15 protein-coding genes are annotated in these 16,929 nt (G+C 72.0%); 9 read left to right on the plus strand and 6 right to left on the minus strand.

What is annotated here, in order from left to right; all coding sequences use genetic code 11:
- The first annotated feature begins 6 nt into the window (after positions 1-6).
- From gcvT to ACZ61C_RS26345, 5 genes are read left to right on the plus strand one after another with little or no spacing between them, the layout of a single operon-like run.
- Entirely contained in the window at positions 7-1,098 is a 1,092-nt protein-coding gene (gene gcvT / locus ACZ61C_RS26325) for a glycine cleavage system aminomethyltransferase GcvT (RefSeq protein WP_465310482.1), read from the plus strand.
- A 14-nt stretch (positions 1,099-1,112) separates the two neighbouring features.
- Positions 1,113-1,490, plus strand: coding sequence for a glycine cleavage system protein GcvH (gene gcvH, locus ACZ61C_RS26330; RefSeq protein WP_465310483.1), 378 nt, complete (start codon positions 1,113-1,115; stop codon positions 1,488-1,490).
- Positions 1,490-2,764, plus strand: coding sequence for a serine hydroxymethyltransferase (gene glyA, locus ACZ61C_RS26335; RefSeq protein ID WP_465310484.1), 1,275 nt, complete (start codon positions 1,490-1,492; stop codon positions 2,762-2,764). The genes gcvH and glyA overlap by 1 nt, the downstream gene beginning before the upstream one ends.
- On the plus strand, positions 2,761-3,762 hold the full coding sequence (gene lipA, locus ACZ61C_RS26340; protein ID WP_465310485.1) for a lipoyl synthase: 1,002 nt from the start codon (positions 2,761-2,763) through the stop codon (positions 3,760-3,762). Before glyA ends, lipA begins: the two co-directional genes overlap by 4 nt.
- 14 nt (positions 3,763-3,776) lie before the next feature.
- Positions 3,777-5,144, plus strand: coding sequence for an L-serine ammonia-lyase (locus ACZ61C_RS26345; protein WP_465310486.1), 1,368 nt, complete (start codon positions 3,777-3,779; stop codon positions 5,142-5,144).
- Between the two features lie 15 nt (positions 5,145-5,159).
- Here ACZ61C_RS26345 and ACZ61C_RS26350 read toward each other — a convergent pair whose 3' ends face one another.
- Positions 5,160-5,330: a hypothetical protein gene (locus ACZ61C_RS26350; protein ID WP_465310487.1), complete on the minus strand. Its 171-nt coding sequence runs from the start codon at positions 5,328-5,330 to the stop codon at positions 5,160-5,162.
- Positions 5,331-5,521: 191 nt separating this feature from the next.
- Here ACZ61C_RS26350 and ACZ61C_RS26355 point away from each other — a divergent pair, with 191 nt between their 5' ends.
- Entirely contained in the window at positions 5,522-6,247 is a 726-nt protein-coding gene (locus ACZ61C_RS26355) for a FadR/GntR family transcriptional regulator (protein ID WP_465310488.1), read from the plus strand.
- A 76-nt stretch (positions 6,248-6,323) separates the two neighbouring features.
- Complete coding sequence (locus tag ACZ61C_RS26360) at positions 6,324-8,270, plus strand: transglycosylase domain-containing protein (protein WP_465310489.1); 1,947 nt, start codon at positions 6,324-6,326, stop codon at positions 8,268-8,270.
- 3 nt (positions 8,271-8,273) lie between these two features.
- Here ACZ61C_RS26360 and ACZ61C_RS26365 read toward each other — a convergent pair whose 3' ends face one another.
- A complete protein-coding gene (locus tag ACZ61C_RS26365; RefSeq protein WP_465310490.1) occupies positions 8,274-8,930 on the minus strand; it encodes an O-methyltransferase in 657 nt (218 codons plus the stop codon).
- A gap of 78 nt (positions 8,931-9,008) precedes the next feature.
- Between ACZ61C_RS26365 and ACZ61C_RS26370 the strand changes: the two genes are divergently transcribed.
- Positions 9,009-10,331 carry an aminotransferase-like domain-containing protein gene (locus tag ACZ61C_RS26370; RefSeq protein WP_465310491.1) on the plus strand — a complete coding sequence of 441 codons (1,323 nt, stop codon included), beginning with the start codon at positions 9,009-9,011 and terminating at the stop codon, positions 10,329-10,331.
- On the opposite strand, the gene ACZ61C_RS26375 is transcribed toward ACZ61C_RS26370, so the two are convergent.
- The 3 genes from ACZ61C_RS26375 to ACZ61C_RS26385 all read right to left on the minus strand — a co-directional run bounded on the left by ACZ61C_RS26375 (position 10,328) and on the right by ACZ61C_RS26385 (position 14,737).
- Positions 10,328-12,127: a hypothetical protein gene (locus ACZ61C_RS26375; protein ID WP_465310492.1), complete on the minus strand. Its 1,800-nt coding sequence runs from the start codon at positions 12,125-12,127 to the stop codon at positions 10,328-10,330. The genes ACZ61C_RS26370 and ACZ61C_RS26375 overlap by 4 nt on opposite strands.
- Positions 12,128-12,494: 367 nt before the next feature.
- Complete coding sequence (locus tag ACZ61C_RS26380; protein ID WP_465310493.1) at positions 12,495-14,474, minus strand: SDR family oxidoreductase; 1,980 nt, start codon at positions 14,472-14,474, stop codon at positions 12,495-12,497.
- A gap of 59 nt (positions 14,475-14,533) precedes the next feature.
- A complete protein-coding gene (locus ACZ61C_RS26385; RefSeq protein ID WP_465310494.1) occupies positions 14,534-14,737 on the minus strand; it encodes a hypothetical protein in 204 nt (67 codons plus the stop codon).
- A gap of 220 nt (positions 14,738-14,957) precedes the next feature.
- Here ACZ61C_RS26385 and ACZ61C_RS26390 point away from each other — a divergent pair, with 220 nt between their 5' ends.
- Positions 14,958-16,181: an NAD(P)/FAD-dependent oxidoreductase gene (locus tag ACZ61C_RS26390; RefSeq protein ID WP_465310495.1), complete on the plus strand. Its 1,224-nt coding sequence runs from the start codon at positions 14,958-14,960 to the stop codon at positions 16,179-16,181.
- Here ACZ61C_RS26390 and ACZ61C_RS26395 read toward each other — a convergent pair.
- Positions 16,174-16,893: a MerR family transcriptional regulator gene (locus tag ACZ61C_RS26395; RefSeq protein WP_465310496.1), complete on the minus strand. Its 720-nt coding sequence runs from the start codon at positions 16,891-16,893 to the stop codon at positions 16,174-16,176. The two genes, ACZ61C_RS26390 and ACZ61C_RS26395, sit on opposite strands and share 8 nt — an antisense overlap.
- Positions 16,894-16,929 lie beyond the last annotated feature (36 nt).

Genomic DNA, 16,929 nt, shown 5'->3' on the forward strand with positions numbered 1-16,929 from the left:
GCCTCAGTGTCTCGAGAAACCTCCCTGCACGGAGTCCACAAGGGACTCGGTGCGCTGTTCACCGACTTCGCCGGCTGGTCGATGCCGGTCCGCTACGCCAGCGAACTGGCCGAGCACAAGGCCGTCCGCGAGGCGGCCGGGCTGTTCGACCTCTCGCACATGGCCGAAATCCACGTCACGGGCAAGCAGGCCGCCGACGTCCTGGACTTCGCGCTGGTCGGCAACCTCACCGGGGTCAATCCGGGCCGGGCGCGGTACACGATGATCTGCGACGCCTCCGGCGGCGTGCTCGACGACCTCGTCGTCTACCGCCTGGCCGACGAGCACTACCTGGTCGTCGCCAACGCGGGCAACGCGAAGGTCGTCGCCGACGCGCTGGCCGAGCGGGTCGCGGGCTTCGACGCCGTCGTGGACGATCGCAGCGAAACCACCGCGCTGATCGCCGTCCAAGGCCCGAACGCCGCGGCGATCCTGGGCTCGGTCACCGATGCCGACCTGGCCGCGCTCAAGTACTACGCGAGCGTCCCCGCGGTCGTGAAGGGCCACGACGTCCTGCTCGCCCGCACCGGCTACACCGGCGAAGACGGCTTCGAGCTGTTCGTTCCGGCGGACGAGGCACCGGCGGTCTGGCGCATCCTGACCGAGGCGGGCGAGGGCCACGGCCTGGTCCCGGCCGGGCTGGCCTGCCGCGACACACTGCGGCTGGAAGCCGGGATGCCGTTGTACGGCAACGAACTCACCCTCGACCAGAGCCCGTTCGAAGCCGGGCTCGGGCGGGTCGTCAAGTTCGAGAAGCCGGGTGACTTCGTCGGCCGCGCGGCGCTGGAAGAGCGGTCCAAGGCCGATGTCCCGCGAGTGCGGGTGGGCCTGAAAGGCGCCGGTCGTCGCGCGCCGCGGCACGGCTACAAGCTGCTGGCCGACGGCGCCGAGATCGGCGAGATCACGAGTGGGGCGCTGTCGCCCACGCTGGGTTACCCGATTGCCATGGCGTACGTCGATCGGGCGTACGCCGAGCCCGGCACCGAGCTGTCCGTCGACATCCGGGGCAGGATCGAGCCCGTCGAAGTCGTCGCCCTGCCCTTCTACTCCCGCGCGTAAGGACCTACTGAACCGTGAGCATTCCCGAGAACCTCCAGTACACCAAGGAACACGAGTGGCTGTCCGTCTCCGACGGCGTCGCCACCGTCGGCATCACCGCCTTCGCCGCCGAGTCGCTCGGTGACATCGTGTTCGTCCAGCTGCCCGACGCCGGCGCGACCGTGACCGCGGGCGAGGTGTTCGGCGAGGTCGAGTCGACCAAGTCCGTCAGCGAGCTGTACGCGCCCGTGTCCGGCGAGGTCGTCGAGGTGAACGGCGCCACTTCGGACACCCCCGAGGTCATCAACTCCGACCCGTACACGGAAGGCTGGCTGCTGAAGGTGCGGCTGACGGGCGACGTCCCCGAGCTGCTCGACGCCGCCGCGTACGCCAAGCTCACCCAGGAGAACTGATGACGACCTTCGACGCCCACCTCGCCGACGTCGACCCCGAGGTCGCCGCGGCCGTCGCCGACGAGCTGACCCGCCAGCAGTCCACGTTGGAGATGATCGCGTCCGAGAACTTCGCCCCGGTGGGTGTGCTCGAGGCGCAAGGTTCGGTGCTGACCAACAAGTACGCCGAGGGCTACCCGGGTCGCCGCTACTACGGCGGCTGCGAGCACGTCGACGTCGTCGAGCAGCTCGCCATCGACCGCGCGAAGGCCCTCTTCGGCGCCGAGCACGCCAACGTCCAGCCGCACTCGGGCGCGCAGGCCAACGCCGCCGCGATGTTCGCCGTGCTCAAGCCCGGTGACACGATCCTCGGCCTCGACCTGGCGCACGGCGGGCACCTGACGCACGGGATGAAGATCAACTTCTCGGGCAAGCTCTACAACGTGGTCGCCTACCATGTCGACAAAGAGACCGGCATTGTCGACCTGGCCGAGATCGAGCGCCTCGCCGTCGAGCACCAGCCGAAGCTGATCATCGCCGGCTGGTCCGCGTACCCGCGTCAGCTCGACTTCGCCGAGTTCCGCCGCATCGCCGACCTCGTCGACGCGCGCCTGATGGTGGACATGGCGCACTTCGCCGGGCTGGTCGCGAGCGGGCTGCACCCGTCGCCGGTGCCGCACGCCGACATCGTCACCACGACCACGCACAAGACCCTCGGCGGCCCGCGCGGCGGTCTCATCCTCTGCCGCGAGGAGCTCGCGAAGAAGATCAACTCGGCGGTGTTCCCCGGTCAGCAAGGAGGGCCGCTGGAACACGTCATCGCGGCCAAGGCCGTCGCGCTGAAGATCGCCGCGAGCGAGGAGTTCAAGGAGCGTCAGCAGCGGACCCTGGAGGGTTCGCGCATTCTGGCGTCGCGGCTGTCGCAGGACGACTGCTCTTCGGTGGGTGTGCGGGTGCTGACCGGCGGCACCGACGTCCACCTGGTGCTGGTCGACCTCGTCCAGTCCACTCTGGACGGTCAGCAGGCCGAGGACCGGCTGCACGAGGTCGGTATCACGGTCAACCGCAACGCCGTCCCGTTCGACCCGCGCCCGCCGATGATCACCTCCGGCCTGCGCATCGGCACCCCGGCGCTGGCCACCCGCGGCTTCCAGGCCGAGGACTTCACCGAGGTCGCCGACGTCATCGCGGAGGCGCTGAAGCCCGACTTCGACGACGCTCTCCGCTCGAAGCTGCGTGACCGCGTCGAGGCGCTGGCCGCGAAGCACCCGTTGTACGCGGGCCTTTCGCGATGAGCGCGCTGCCCGAGGGCCGGAAGCTGCTGCGGCTGGAAGTCCGCAACAGCGAGACGCCGATCGAGAAGAAGCCGCCGTGGATCAAGACGCGGGTGCGGATGGGGCCGGAGTTCACCGAACTCAAGGGTCTAGTGCGCCGCGAGGGTCTCCACACCGTGTGCGAAGAAGCGGGTTGTCCCAACATCTACGAGTGCTGGGAAGACCGGGAAGCCACCTTCTTGATCGGTGGTGACCAGTGCACGCGCCGGTGTGACTTCTGTCAGATCGACACCGGCAAGCCTGCTGCTTTGGACCGGACTGAGCCGCGGAAGGTCGCGGAGTCCGTGCAAGCCATGGGTCTGCGGTACTCGACGGTGACCGGCGTGGCCCGTGATGACCTTTCTGACGGTGGGGCGTGGCTGTACGCGGAGACCGTGCGTCAGATTCACGACTTGAACCCGGGTACCGGTGTCGAGCTGCTGATTCCGGACTTCAACGCCGACCCCGCGCAGCTGGCCGAGGTCTTCGGGTCGCGGCCGGAGGTGTTGGCGCACAACGTCGAGACGGTGCCGCGGATCTTCAAGCGGATCCGTCCCGGTTTCCGCTACGCGCGGTCGCTTGAGGTCATCACCGCTGCGCGTGAAGCCGGTTTGGTGACGAAGTCGAACCTGATCCTCGGCATGGGCGAGACCCCCGACGAGGTTGCTCCGGCGATGCAGGATCTGGTCGACGCGGGCTGCGAGATCCTGACGATCACGCAGTACCTGCGTCCGTCGCCGCGGCACCACCCGGTGGATCGCTGGGTCAAGCCGGAGGAGTTCGTCGAGCACTCTCGCGCGGCGGAAGCGATGGGTTTCGCCGGTGTGATGGCGGGGCCGCTCGTGCGGTCGTCGTACCGCGCGGGACGGCTTTACGCCCAGACCAAGGGTTACCGTGGGGAGGAGCTGCCGGAGAACCTGCAGCACCTCGCCGACCAAGGCCCGGCCGCGCAAGAAGCCAGCTCCCTGCTGGCGCGATAGGAAGGGGCGGATCAATGGCGATCAGCGTCTTCGACCTGTTTTCCATCGGCATCGGCCCGTCGAGCTCCCACACCGTCGGGCCGATGCGGGCGGCACGGACCTTTGTGGACGGTCTCGGCGACGATCTCGGGCGCACGGCCCGCGTCCAGGCCGAGCTGTTCGGCTCGCTCGGCGCGACCGGCTTCGGCCACGGCAGTGACAAAGCCGTCCTGCTCGGGCTTTCGGGCGAGCGTCCGGAAGAGATCGACACCGACACCGTGCCCGGGCGCATCGAGTCGATTCGCGGCGCTGGGCGGCTGCTTCTCGGCGGTACGCACGAAATCGCGTTCGACGAGGACAACGACCTCACCATGCACCGGCGCAAGTCGTTGCCGGCGCACCCGAACGGCATGGTCTTCCGCGCGTTCGACGCGGCGGGCTCACTGCTCCGGGAGCGGACGTACTACTCGGTCGGCGGCGGCTTCGTCCGCGACGAGTCCTACGAGACGGACGCGGTGTTCGTCGAGGACGCGACGCCGGTGCCGTACCCGTTCCGCACCGGCGCGGACCTGCTCGGGCACTGCGCGTCGACCGGGCTGCCGATCAGCGAGATCATGCTGGCGAACGAGCTGTCCTGGCGGTCACGCGAAGAGGTCCGGGCCGGGCTGCTGGACATCTGGGCGGTCATGGCGGAGTGCGTCCGCAACGGCTGCACCCACGAAGGCGTCCTCCCCGGCGGCCTGAAGGTGCCGCGGCGCGCGAAGGCGCTCCACGAGAAGCTCCTGGCCGAGGACGGCGCGGACGACCCGCTGTACGCGATGGACTGGGTGAGCCTCTACGCCCTCGCGGTCAACGAGGAGAACGCGGCGGGCGGGCGCGTGGTCACGGCGCCGACCAACGGCGCGGCGGGGATCATCCCGGCGGTGCTGCACTACTACCAGCGGTTCATCCGGCACTCGACCGACGACGGCATCGTCAAGTTCATGCTCACCGCGGGCGCGATCGGCTCGATCCTCAAGCAGACGGGCTCGATCTCGGGCGCCGAGGTCGGCTGCCAGGGCGAGGTCGGCTCGGCCTCGGCGATGGCGGCGGCGGGCCTGACGGAGGTGCTCGGCGGCTCCCCGGCCCAGGTGGAGAACGCGGCCGAGATCGGCGTCGAGCACCACCTGGGCCTGACGTGCGACCCGGTCGGCGGTCTGGTCCAGATCCCGTGCATCGAGCGCAACGCGGTCGGCGCGTCGAAGGCGATCCACGCGGCGAGGATGGCGATGCGCGGCGACGGCAGTCACGTGGTAACGCTGGACAAGGCGATCAAGACGATGCGCGAGACGGGCGCGGACATGAGCGTGAAGTACAAGGAGACCGCCCGCGGCGGGCTGGCGGTGAACGTCATCGAGTGCTGACGGCGGCGGGCCGGCTCAGTGCTGCTGGTCTTCCACCGCCAGCTTCAACCCCACCTCGACCAGCCGCCAGCCGAGCTGCTGTCTCCGTGTTCCCGGCCTGCGGCTCGGCGTCGCTCGCCCGGGCGGGCGGTTGCGCACGCCGTGGCGCAGTTCGTTCTCTCGCTCGTGAACCAGGTCTTCGGCCATCAAGAAGTGCACCGGATCGCCCCCTGCGTCGATGTTCGGTGTCGGTGTCCCCATCGTCGCCGAACGTGGCCGTCCGGTTCCACCGGTTTTTCCGCCCGCGAACACAGTGTCACCGAGAGCGACGGCGTGAGGCCACTCCGAAGGTGCGCTGCGCCCGGGGTGATCGACTCGGCGCGGCCTAAACTCGCGGGATGGAGTCGACCTCGGTGGTGAATGCCGGTGAAGCGCTGTTCCGGCCGGTCCGCGCGGGCAACGCCTTCGAGGAGACCGTGGAGCGGCTGCTGCAGGCGATCCGGCTCGGCGTGGTGGGCGCGGGGGAGCGGCTCCCGTCGGAACGCGAGCTCGCCGAACGGCTCGGGGTCAGCCGCGTCACGCTGCGCGAGGCCATCCGGGCCCTTTCCGACGCCGGTTACGTCGAGTCACGGCGGGGCCGCTACGGCGGCACGTTCGTGAACGACACCCTGCCCGGACCGCCCGAACGGTCACCCGGGGGCAAGGTCGAACCGATCGCGCTCGAAGACGCATTGAGCCTCCGATACGTCCTCGAGACGGGCGCCGCGGAGATGGCCGCCGCGCGGTCGCTGAGCCCGGCGGACCGGCAGCACCTGACCGGCACGCTCGCCGAAGCCGCGAGCGCGGACCTCGACGACTACCGCCGCAAGGACTCCCGCCTGCACCTGGCGATCGCGGAGGTGACGGCGTCCGGCTCGCTGACCACGGCGATGGCCGACGCGCGCACCCGCGTCAACCAGCTGCTCGACCGGATCCCGCTGCTGCCGCCGAACCTCGAGCACTCGAACGCCCAGCACGAAGCGATCGTGGACGCGATCCTCGCGGGGGACGCGGTCGCGGCCCGGCAGGCCATGGCCGAACACATCGAAGGCACGGCGTCGCTCCTGCGCGCGTTCCTCGCCTGAACCCGTCTTGACAGGATTCGAACAACCTCGTTAGTTCTCCACAGAACCTCCTCACCCGTTCGGCCGTCATCCATTCGTGACCTTGGCTACCGAGGAACCAGCGGAAGAGCACGAGCAGCCGGACACCCCGCGACGCCGGCGGTGGCGGCGGATCCGACGCATCGGGTACTGGACCTTCGGGCTGCTCGTCGGCGTGCCGCTGATCGCCTTCTGGGTCGCCTACCTCGTGCTCGACGTCCGCAGCCCGCAGGACGTGCTCGCCGGGCTCGACAAGACCGTCGTCCTGCAGTACTCGGACGGGTCCGAGCTGCTCAAGGTCATCCCGGCCGACGGCGACCGCACCTTCGTGCCCTACGCGCACGTGCCCGCGAAGCTGCGGGACGCGATCGTCGCCACCGAGGACCCGACCTTCTGGGACAACCAGGGTTTCGACCCGACCGGCATCGGCCGCGCGTTCCTCACCGGCGTCGGCGGCGGGTCCGGGATCACCCAGCAGTACATCAAGAAGTCCACCGGCGACGACGACGCCACGATCGGGCGCAAGTTCGCCGAGCTCGTGCTGGCCACGAAGGTCACCCAGGAGCAGAGCAAGGAACAAATCTTCGAAAGCTACGTCAACATCATCTCCTTCGGCCGCGGCACGTTCGGGCCCGCCGCGGCGATGAACGCCTACTTCGGCAAGAAGCTCGACGACTCGATGACCTGGAGCGAGGCCGCGTTCCTGGCCGGGATGATCCAGTCGCCGTCGGTGCACGACCCGGCCGCCTCGGGCGACGCCCACGCCGCGCGGCGCTGGCAGTACGTGCACGACAAGCTCGTCGCCCGCGGGTACGTGCCGGGAACCGAACCGATGGCCTACCCGGGCGCCGAGATCCAGGCGCCGTCGGAGACGCGCGCCGGGCGGGTCACCTACGACGAGTTCCACGTCAAGCAGCAGGTGCTGGCCGAGCTCGAACAGGACGGCTTCCCGCTCGGCCGGCTCCAGCAGGGGAACATGACGGTGGTGACGACGCTCGACCGCGGGATGCAGGACGCCGCGAAGAAAGCGTTGCAGGACAGGCTGAAGGGCGAGCCGAAGGAGTTCCGCGGCGCGGTGGTCTCGGTCGACCCGAAGACCGGCGCCGTGCGCGCCTACCAGGGTGGTGACCAGGGCGTCCGCGACTACGCGGGCACCTCGCACGCGGCGGGCTCGGCGTTCTACCCGTTCACGCTCGCGGCGGCGCTGCGCCGCGGCTTCGGCCCGGACACGCCGATCCCGGCGCCGGCGGAGCAGGAGTTCCTCGGCGAGAAGTTCAAGTACCCCGACGTCTGCGTCCAGAAGTGCACCCCGCGGATGGCGATGGCGACCCACGCCGACGGCCCGTTCGTCACGCTGGCGAAGAAGCTCGGCCCGGACGCGCTCAGCGAGACCGCGCGGCAGGCCGGCATCCCCGACACCGTCGACGGCGCCCCGACGATGCGGGAGAAGGACGGCTTCCTCATCGGGGCGGGCATCGCGATCGGCCGGTACCCGCTGCGGCCGCTGGACTTGGCGGGCGCCTACGCGACGTTCGCCGCGGAGGGCGTGCGCACGACCCCGCACCTGGTGGCGAAGGTGCGCGACGAAAGCGGCGCGGTCGTCTGGGAGCACACCGACACCACGCGCCCGGCGTTCGACGAGAACGGCGACGAAAGCCGCCGTGTCGCGGAAGACGTCACACGGACCCTCGGCACGACCCTCGACGACGGCCGCCCGGCGGCGCTGCGCACCGGCGAAGCCGAGCACGGCAGCAGCCCGGACAACCAGGACGCCTGGGCGATCGGCTACACCCCGCAGCTGGCCACGGCGGTCTGGATCGGCTCCGACGACGACCGCCGGCTGACCGACGCGACCGGCGCGAAGCTCACCGGGGACGTGGTCCCGGCCGACATCTGGCGCACGTTCATGGCCGCGGCGCACCAGGGCCAGCCGTTCCGCCCGCTGGGCGGCGCGGAGCGGGGCATCCCGCTCGCGCCGCCGATCGACGTCCGCCCGCGGCGGTGAGCATCAGCGCACCAGGCCGAGCAGGAACCCGTCGTGTCCCTTGCCGCCCACGGTCTGGACCGCCGTCGCGTCCACGCGGGGTTCCGCCGCGAGCAGCTCGAACATCTCCCGCGCGCCCAGGACGTTCGGGTCGGTGCTCGCCGGGTCCGCCACCGCGCCCTGGCGGACGACGTTGTCCACCACGATCGTCGTGCCCGGGCGGGACAGCTCCAGCGTCGCGCGGACGTAGTTCGCGAGGTTGTTCTTGTCGGCGTCGATGAACACGAAGTCGAACGGCCCGGTCAGCGTCGGCAGCGTGTCGAGCGCCGCGCCGACCCGGATGTCGACGACGTCCTCGCCGAAGCCCGCCCGTGCCAGGTTCTTCCGGGCGACTTCGGCGTGCTTCGGCTCGTATTCGCAGGTCACCAGCTTGCCGCCGGACGGCAGCGCGCGGGCCAGCCAGATCGTGCTGTACCCGCCGAGCGTGCCGATCTCCAGGATCGAGCGGGCCCCGGCCTGGCGGGCCAGCAGGTTCAGCAGCTTGCCCTGGTTGGGTGCGACGGCGATCGAGGGCAGCCCCGCGGCGGCCGAGTCGGCCAGTGCGGCGTCCAGCGCGGGGTCGGGGGCGAGCAGCGCGCCCGTGAGGTAGTCGTCGACTTCGGCCCAGGTCTTGTCGGTCATGGCTTCCAACCTAGGCCGCTCCGCGACCGGATGGGATCATGCTCCCGACGGCGTTCCGGGCGGGAAGCGAAGGTGGACATGGACGACTACCGCGTCGTCGCGGACGCCCTCGCCGCCGACATCGAGGCCGGCCGTCTCCGGCCCGGGGACCGGCTTCCGCCGCAGCGCCGGTTCGCACGGCAGCGCGGCATCGCGAACTCGACCGCCTCCCGCGTCTACGGCGAGCTCGTCCGGCGTGGCCTGGCCGTCGGCGAGGTCGGCCGGGGCACCTTCGTCCGGGCCGCGAAACCGCCGCCCGAACCCGCGCTCGCCGAGCCGGGGGACGCCCGGGTCGACCTCGAGCTCAACTTCGCCGTCCTGCCCGGCGAGTCCGCGCGGCTGGCCAAGGCGCTCGAACCGCTGCTGCGCGCCGACGTCCTCACCGCGGCCCTGCACCCGATCGGCGCCGCGGGCACCCCGGCGGCTCGCGACGCGGCGGCTTCCCTGCTCACCCGGGACGACTGGCGGCCCGACCCGGCGAGCGTGCTGTTCACCGGCAACGGCCGCCAGGCGATCGCGGCGGCGATCGCCGCGTTCGTGCCGGTGGGGGAGCGGCTCGCGGTCGAGGCGCTGACCTACCCGGTGGTCAAGGGTGTCGCGTCGCGGCTCGGTGTCGAGCTGGTGCCCGTCGAGACCGACGAGCACGGCCTGGTGCCGGAAGCGCTCGTCGCGGCCGGGCCGGTGCGCGCGCTGTACGTCCAGCCGACCCTGCACAACCCGCTCGGCACGACGATGCCCGCGCGACGCCGTCAGGAGCTCGCCGACGTCGTCACGCGGCTCGACCTGCCCGTGATCGAAGACGGCATCTACACGTTCCTGCGGGACGACGTCCGGCCGTTCGCCGCCTACGCGCCGGAGCGGACGGTCTTCGTCGACAGCCTGTCCAAGCGCGTCGCCCCCGGGCTCACCGCGGGGTTCCTGGTGACCCCGCCTTCGTGGACGCCGCGGCTGGCGTCGTCGGTGCGTTCGGGCGCCTGGGCCGCGTCGCGCTTCTCCGTCGAAGCGGCGACGCAGTGGATCGTGACCGGCACCCTCGCCGAGGTCGAAGCCGCGAAACGCCGTGACGCCGCCACACGCGCGGTGGTCGTGGCGGAGAAGCTGCCCGGCCTGCGCGGCGACGCGGCGTCCTACCACCGCTGGTGGGAGCTGCCGGAGCGCTGGCGGGCCGAGACGTTCGTCGCGGCGGCCGCGCGCCGCGGGATCGCGCTGTCCCCGGCGGCGGCGTTCGCGGTGCTGCCCGGCCACGCGCCGAACGCGGTGCGGATCGCCGTTTCGGCGCCGCCGGCGGAGATCCTCGGCCCGGCCCTGGACGTGCTGGCCGGGCTGGCGAACGGCAGCCCGGACGACGTCGGCGTCGACTAGGGCGCGTACTTGCCGACGAAGCTGCCGCAGGTCACGACGCGGCCGGTCAGCCGGGCTTGGAGCGCCTTCTCCAGCCCCAGGTAGTCGAACACCGGCGTGTCGGCCGGCACCGACTCCGGCACCGGGCCGCCCGTCGCCAGCAGCCGGGTCGGCACGGTCTGGAACAGCACCAGGTAGCCGCCCTCGCGGTTCAGCGCGTCCGCCGTCTCGAGCATCCGGGCGGGCGCGTCACCGACGATCTCCAGCGGCAGCGGCCACTCCAGCGGGAACGGGTTGTGCAGGCGGAACGCCGGGTAGGCGAACGGGTTGTCGGGCAGGACCGCCGTCCGCGCCGCCGGGAAGCGGTCGAGGCAGTCGTGGATCTGCCGGACGTACCGGTAGGTCGACGGGTTCGTGCGGATGCCGGCCATCGCCGGGCTGACGTCGCCGAGGTCGCCGGTCAGCTGGTCGTGCCCGAGGTCGAGGTAGGCCGCCTGGTCGTGCCGCGCGACGACGACCCAGCCGCAGACGACCACCGCCGTCAGGCCCGCCGTCGCGGTCACCCAGCGCCGGGCCAGCCGCGGCCGCGGCGGGACGAGGTGGCTCAGCAGCAGCAACGCCGTCAGCGCGAGGGTGCCGGTGAGCAGCGTCGGCGTGTCGTTGCCCCAGGACAGGCTGGTCATGAAGCCGGTGGCGAGCACCAGCAGCCCGGCCCACGGCACCCGCCGCCGCACGGCCGCGTTCACCGGCACGCTGACCGCGACGATCCACCACAGCACGTCCGCCCAGCGCGAGGAGCCGGTGAACCGCCCGTCGACGACCGTCCAGACGACCGCGGCCGCGCCGGCCAGCACGAGCACCCAGGACGCCGCCCGCCCGGCCGCGCCGAGCCGGTCGCCGGGCAGCCGGACGGCCAGCAGCACGACGGCGATCGCGGCGAAGAAGCTCAGCTCCCGGAACGGTGCCTGCGTCAGCACTTCCGGGTCTTCGAGCCAGAGCCCGAGCAGCCGCTCGCCGTACGCGGGCACGCCGCCGGTCAGCTGCTCGACCATCTCCGAGAACCCGCCGCCCAGGCTCACCCAGGCCACGTAGGCCAGCCCGGGTGCGCCGAGCGCGAGGAGGTCGAAGACGAGCCGCCGCCACCAGCGCGCGGTCCGCAGCGCGCCGTCCCGCGTCGCCGGGTGCAGCAGCAGCCACAGCACGCCGATCACCGCGGCCAGTGCGAAGCTCTGCTTGACGAACACCGCGCAGCCGAGGAGGACCAGCCCGCCGCGGCGGGCGAAGGCACGGTCCTTGCCGAGGCCCGCGTCCAGCGCCCAGGCGCCGCACGCGGTGAGCGCGATGCCGTCGACGGTGTGCCAGGCCATCAGCGGGAAGGCGTTGAGGTTGATGAGCGACGCCGCCGCGACCATCGCCGTCATGCCCGGGCCCCAGTCCAGCACCCGGCGGCGGGTGACCAGCGCGGCGAAGGCGATCGTCGCCACGATGATCTCGACCATGGACAGGAAGCTGGAGCCGAAGAACAGCGGCATCGGCAGCGCGTAGTCGACGACGTGCAGCACCGCGGACCCGAGCGGACGGGCCGAGATGATCTCGGCGTGCGGGACTTCGCCGTGCAGCACCCGCCAGGCCTGGGCGAGGATGAACCCCTGGTCGGAGGGGTGGAACCCGAAGCGGCCGACACGCAGTTCGGTGGCCAGGGCGAGGGCGGCGACCCAGGCGGCGTGGACGCTCCAGCGCAGCAGCGGCCGGCCCGGTTTCACGACGGCGGGCCCCGGCTCGGAGGCGGCGGCGCGCGCAGGACTCGCCACGTCCACGCCCGCCCGCCTTCCGCTCCCGATCACACCCGGGAAGCGATGGTAGCGGCCGAGGTCACCCCGGGCGGAGACCGCACCACCAGGGAGCGCCCCAAGGTGGCCTTCGGTGCGTCTGACGCACCCAAGGCGGCCTTCGGTGCGTCTAACGCAACCAAGGCCGCCTTGGGGCGCTTGAGGTTCACCCGGTCGTGGCCCGTGCCGTGCCGATGGCGGCGGTCTGGTCCGCGACCGCCGGCCGGTCCCCAGTGCTGATTTCCGACATCCGAACTCCCCAGTTCACCCGAGCCCCGTTCCGGTGAACGGCGCTGGCGCGAGGGTAAGAGGAGCCGTCCCCGCGCGGCCAGTGTTACCGGCGAACGTGCGGACTTCAGGCACGGCGGCGCCAGATCAGGCGGGTCACCGCCGCCGCGACGGACGCCGGCGCGGGCCGGCGGGGCAGGCCGCGCGCTTCCGGCGCGGACTCCCGCGTCGCCCGGTACGCGAGGTGCGCGGTGAACCGGGCGAGCCGCGGTGTCGCGAGCGTCGCCAGCTCGGCGGCGCGGCCTTCGGGCAGCGTCAGGATCTCCGGCCGTTCCTCCAGGGCTTTGACCACGAGCGCCGCCGCGCGTTCCGGGCTGCTCGCCGGGAGGCCGCGGTAGTCGGTCGGCGCGATCATCGGCGTCCGCACCAGCGGCATCCGCACCGAGGTGAAGGTGACCCCGTCCGACAGCGTCTCGCGCCCGGCCGTCAGCCCGAACTCCTCCAGCGCCGCTTTGGAAGCGAGGTACGCCGAGAAGCGCGGGGTGTCGGTCTGCAGGCCCATGGTGGTCACGTTGACGACGTGGCCGAACCGCCGCTCCGCCATCGACGGCAGCAGCCCGAGGATCAGCCGCACCGGGCCGAAGTAGTTGATGGCCATCGTGCGCTCGTAGTCGTGGAACCGTTCCGTGGACAGGGAAACCGAGCGCCGGATCGACCGGCCGGCGTTGTTCACCAGCATGTCGACCGCGCCGTGCTCGCCGAGCACGTCCTTGACCAGCGCGTCGACGGCGTCGCCGTCGGTGAGGTCGCACGGGTGCGCCGCGGCGAGCCCGCCGGCCGCGGTGATCTCGGCGCGCACCTCCTCCAGCTCGTCGGCGCGGCGGGCCACGAGGATCACCTTCGCGCCCTTGCCGGCCACGGCGAGCGCGGACGCCCGGCCGATCCCGGACGACGCGCCGGTGACCAGCACGGTGCGCCCGGCCAGGCCGTGGGCGCGGCGGGCGCGGTCGGGGTCGAGGTGGGCCCGCCAGTACCGGTAGAGCGGCGCCGCGTAGTCGCGCAGCTCGGGCAGCTCGATCCCGCTGCCGAACAACGCCGTGGTCGTGCGTGCGGTGTCGAAGACGACGTCCAGGGTCAGGTGCGGGAGCACTTCGAGCGGGACACCCAGCTCGTCGAGGACGGCGGCCCGCGCGGCCCGGCCGCCGGGCACCCGGTCGACCCCGGCGGCGGCCGCGTGCGCGAGCCGGGCGCCCGCGCGCCGCAGCACGTTCGACGGCTTCGCGGGCAGCACGGCCCGGATCACCGGCCCGCCCGCGGCACGCGCGAAGGCGTTGTAGACGGAGTTCAGCGACTGCGGCCGCGCGGCGGCGAGGTGGTAGGTCGCCCCGGACGGCGCGTCGCGGTGCATCAGGTGCTCCATCGCCTCGACGACGTAGTCGACCGGCACGAGGTTGGTCGCGCCGAGGTCGGGCGCGGCGAGCGGGATCCGGCGGGGCAGCGCCGCCAGCCGGGAGATGGCGGGCAGGAAGTAGTACGGGCCGTCGACCTTGTCCATCTCACCGGTGCGCGAGTCGCCGACGACCGCGGACGGCCGGTAGACGCGGAAGGGCACCGGCTGCTCGCGCACCAGCTTCTCGGCCTGGAACTTCGTCGCGTGGTACGGCGAGCCGAAGTGCTGGCCGAGGTCGAAGTCGGCCTCGGTGAACCGCCCGGCGTGGTCCCCCGCGACGGCGATCGAGGACACGTGGTGCACCAGGCCCGCCTCCGCGGCCAAGGCGAAAGCGAGCAGGTGCCGGGTGCCCTCGACGTTCGCGCGCCGGTTGGCCTCCTCGCCGGCGGTGAGGTCGTAGACCGCGCCGAGGTGGACGACGTGGTCGAGGTGCCCCAGCCCGGCCGGGTCGACGCCGAGCCGCGGTTCGCCGAGGTCGCCGACCACGGGGTGCAGCTTGTCCGCGCCCGCCCAGCCGTGGGCGAGCGCCTGGAGCCGTCCCCGGGAGGTCTCCCGCACCAGCGCGTACACCGCGGTCGTCTCCGGCCGCCGCAGCAGCCGGGCGACCAGGCGTTTCCCGATGAAGCCCGTCGCGCCCGTCACGAAGTAGGTCGTCATGGCCGGTCCCTTCCGTCGTGGGCCGACTCTAACCTACTGGAAAGTAGGAACGATAGTTGTCAGGTTTGGGCCGTCTCGTCGGCCGTCGCGACGATGGCGTCACGCAGGGCGGCACGCAGCCGTCCGACGTCCAGCGGCCCGAGCACCGCGGCCTCACCCGGCGGCGCGACCAGCACCACCTTGTCGTTGCTGACGAACACCGTGACGTCCCTTCGCCTGCCGGCCAGATCCCGGCAGCCGACCGACCATTCGCCCCGACTCATGGTCGCCACCCTCCGTTTTCTTCGTTGGCGGTCGTGCTCCGTGCGGGGGTGGGAGCCGGGCGCCGGAAGGTCATGACGCCGGTTCACCCGATCTGCCTACTCGCGGGTTTCCCCTTGCGGTTCGCGGACTTCCGGCGTAGGGCCCGCGCGAAGAGATGTGGCCCGGCGGGTTCGGGAGTAGCGTCCGCGGCACGAACCGTCGTCACCGTGGGAGGTCAGGATGTCGGAGCCGCGCAAGATCGTCGTCGTCGGAGCGGGTCTGGGCGGGGCGTCCGCCGCGGCCGCGTTGCGCGAGCGCGGCTACACCGGCGAAGTCCTCCTGATGGGCTCGGACCCGCACCGGCCGTACGAGCTGCCGCCGTTGTCGAAGGGCGTGCTGCTGGGCTCCACCGACGAGCCGGACTGGGTGCACGAGGAGAAGTTCTACGCGGACAAGGACATCCGGTTCACCCCGGGCGTCACGGCGACCCGCGTCGAGCTGGGCGCTCGCCTGGTCCTGGACGACGCGGGCGGCGAGCACCGCTACGACCGGCTGGTGCTGGCGACGGGTTCCCGGCCGCGGTCCCTGCCGGTCCCCGGCGGCGACCTCCCCGGGCTGTACACGCTGCGCAGCCTCGACGACTCGCTCAAGCTGCGTTCGGCGTTCGCCGAGGCCGAGCGCGTGGTGATCATCGGCGCCGGCTGGATCGGCTCGGAAGCCGCGGCGGCGGCCCGCACGCACAACGCGGAGGTGACGGTCGTCGACCCGGTCGCGGTGCCGCTGGCGACGGTCATCGGCGAGACGGTCGGCGGGGTGTTCCGCGACCTGCACACGGAGAAGGGTGTGCACTGGCGGCTGGGCGAGCAGGTCACGGAGATCACGGGCGGTCCCACGGGCGTCCGCGGCGTCCGCCTGAGCGGCGGCGACGAGCTGACGGCGGACGTGGTCCTGGTGGCGGTCGGCGCGGCCCCCCGGGTCGAGCTGGCCCACACGGCGGGCCTGGAGCTGTCCGACGACGGCGGCGTGTGCGTGGACGCGGGCCTGCGCACGGCGGCCCCGGACGTCTACGCGGTGGGCGACATCGCGGCCCACTTCCACCCGCGGTACGGCCGTCGCATCCGCGTGGAGCACTGGTCGAACGCGAAGGAGCAGGGCACGCACGTGGCGCAGAACCTGCTGGGGGAGAACGAGCCGTTCCTCGCCTCGCCGTACTTCTTCACGGACCAGTACGACCTGGGGTGTGAGTACCGCGGTCTGGCGGATCCGGAGTCGGACGAGCTGGTGGTCCGAGGGGACCTGGGTTCCCGCGAGTTCACGGCGTTCTGGCTGCGCGACGGCGAAGTGTCGGCAGCGATGAACGTCAACGTGTGGGACGACGGGGATGCGTTGAGCGCCTTGGTGGACGGCCGGGTGAAGGTGACGGCGGAACAGCTCAAGACGGCGGATCTGGCGTCGCTCACCTGAGCCTTTCGCGGAGCAGACCGTCGAGCCGCCGCCAAGCGGGCGACGACGCATTGACCGCGCCCTGCACCAACGCCGGAATCGCCGAACCCTGGTCGTACGCAGGCAACTCCGCGCCATACCGCTCACGAGTCGCCGCGACGAGCCGCTCGGCCAACGCGTCCACCCGGGGGTCCCGCGGGTCGAGATCGTGCACCCCGTCGTACTCGAGCACGATCGCGAGCAACGCCGGATCGGCCAGCATCGACGACTGGTCCTCGAACGAGACGCGAGCCGTCGCCGGGTGGGTCGCGAACACCAGCAGCCACAGGTCGTTCTGCAACGCCACCCATCGCTCACTGAACCCCAGATCGCGCATCCGCGACAGAAACTCCACAACGTCGGCAGGCAGCGCCGACAACGAACCATCCCCGAGCTGCCGCAGCCGCGAGCGCGTCTCCCGCAGGCCGCGGATCCGCGCGGACAGGTCCTCGTCGATCTGCCGCAACGCCTCGGCGAGCCCGCCGCCGGAACGCAGCTCGCGGATCCGCGCCAACGGCACCCCGGCCTCGGCGAGCGTCCGGATCTTGATCAGCTCCACGGCGTCGGCCGCGCCGTAGCGGCGGTAGCCGGACGCGTCGCGCGGGGGCTCGGGGAGGAGCCCCTTCGCGTGGTAGACGCGGATCGTCTTGGTCGTCACCCCGACGTACCCGGCGAGCTGTCCGATGGTGAGCACCCCGCCATCGTCGCACTTGACGTTGCCCCTGGGGCA

The sequence above is a fragment of the Amycolatopsis sp. NPDC104587 genome (assembly GCF_055583645.1).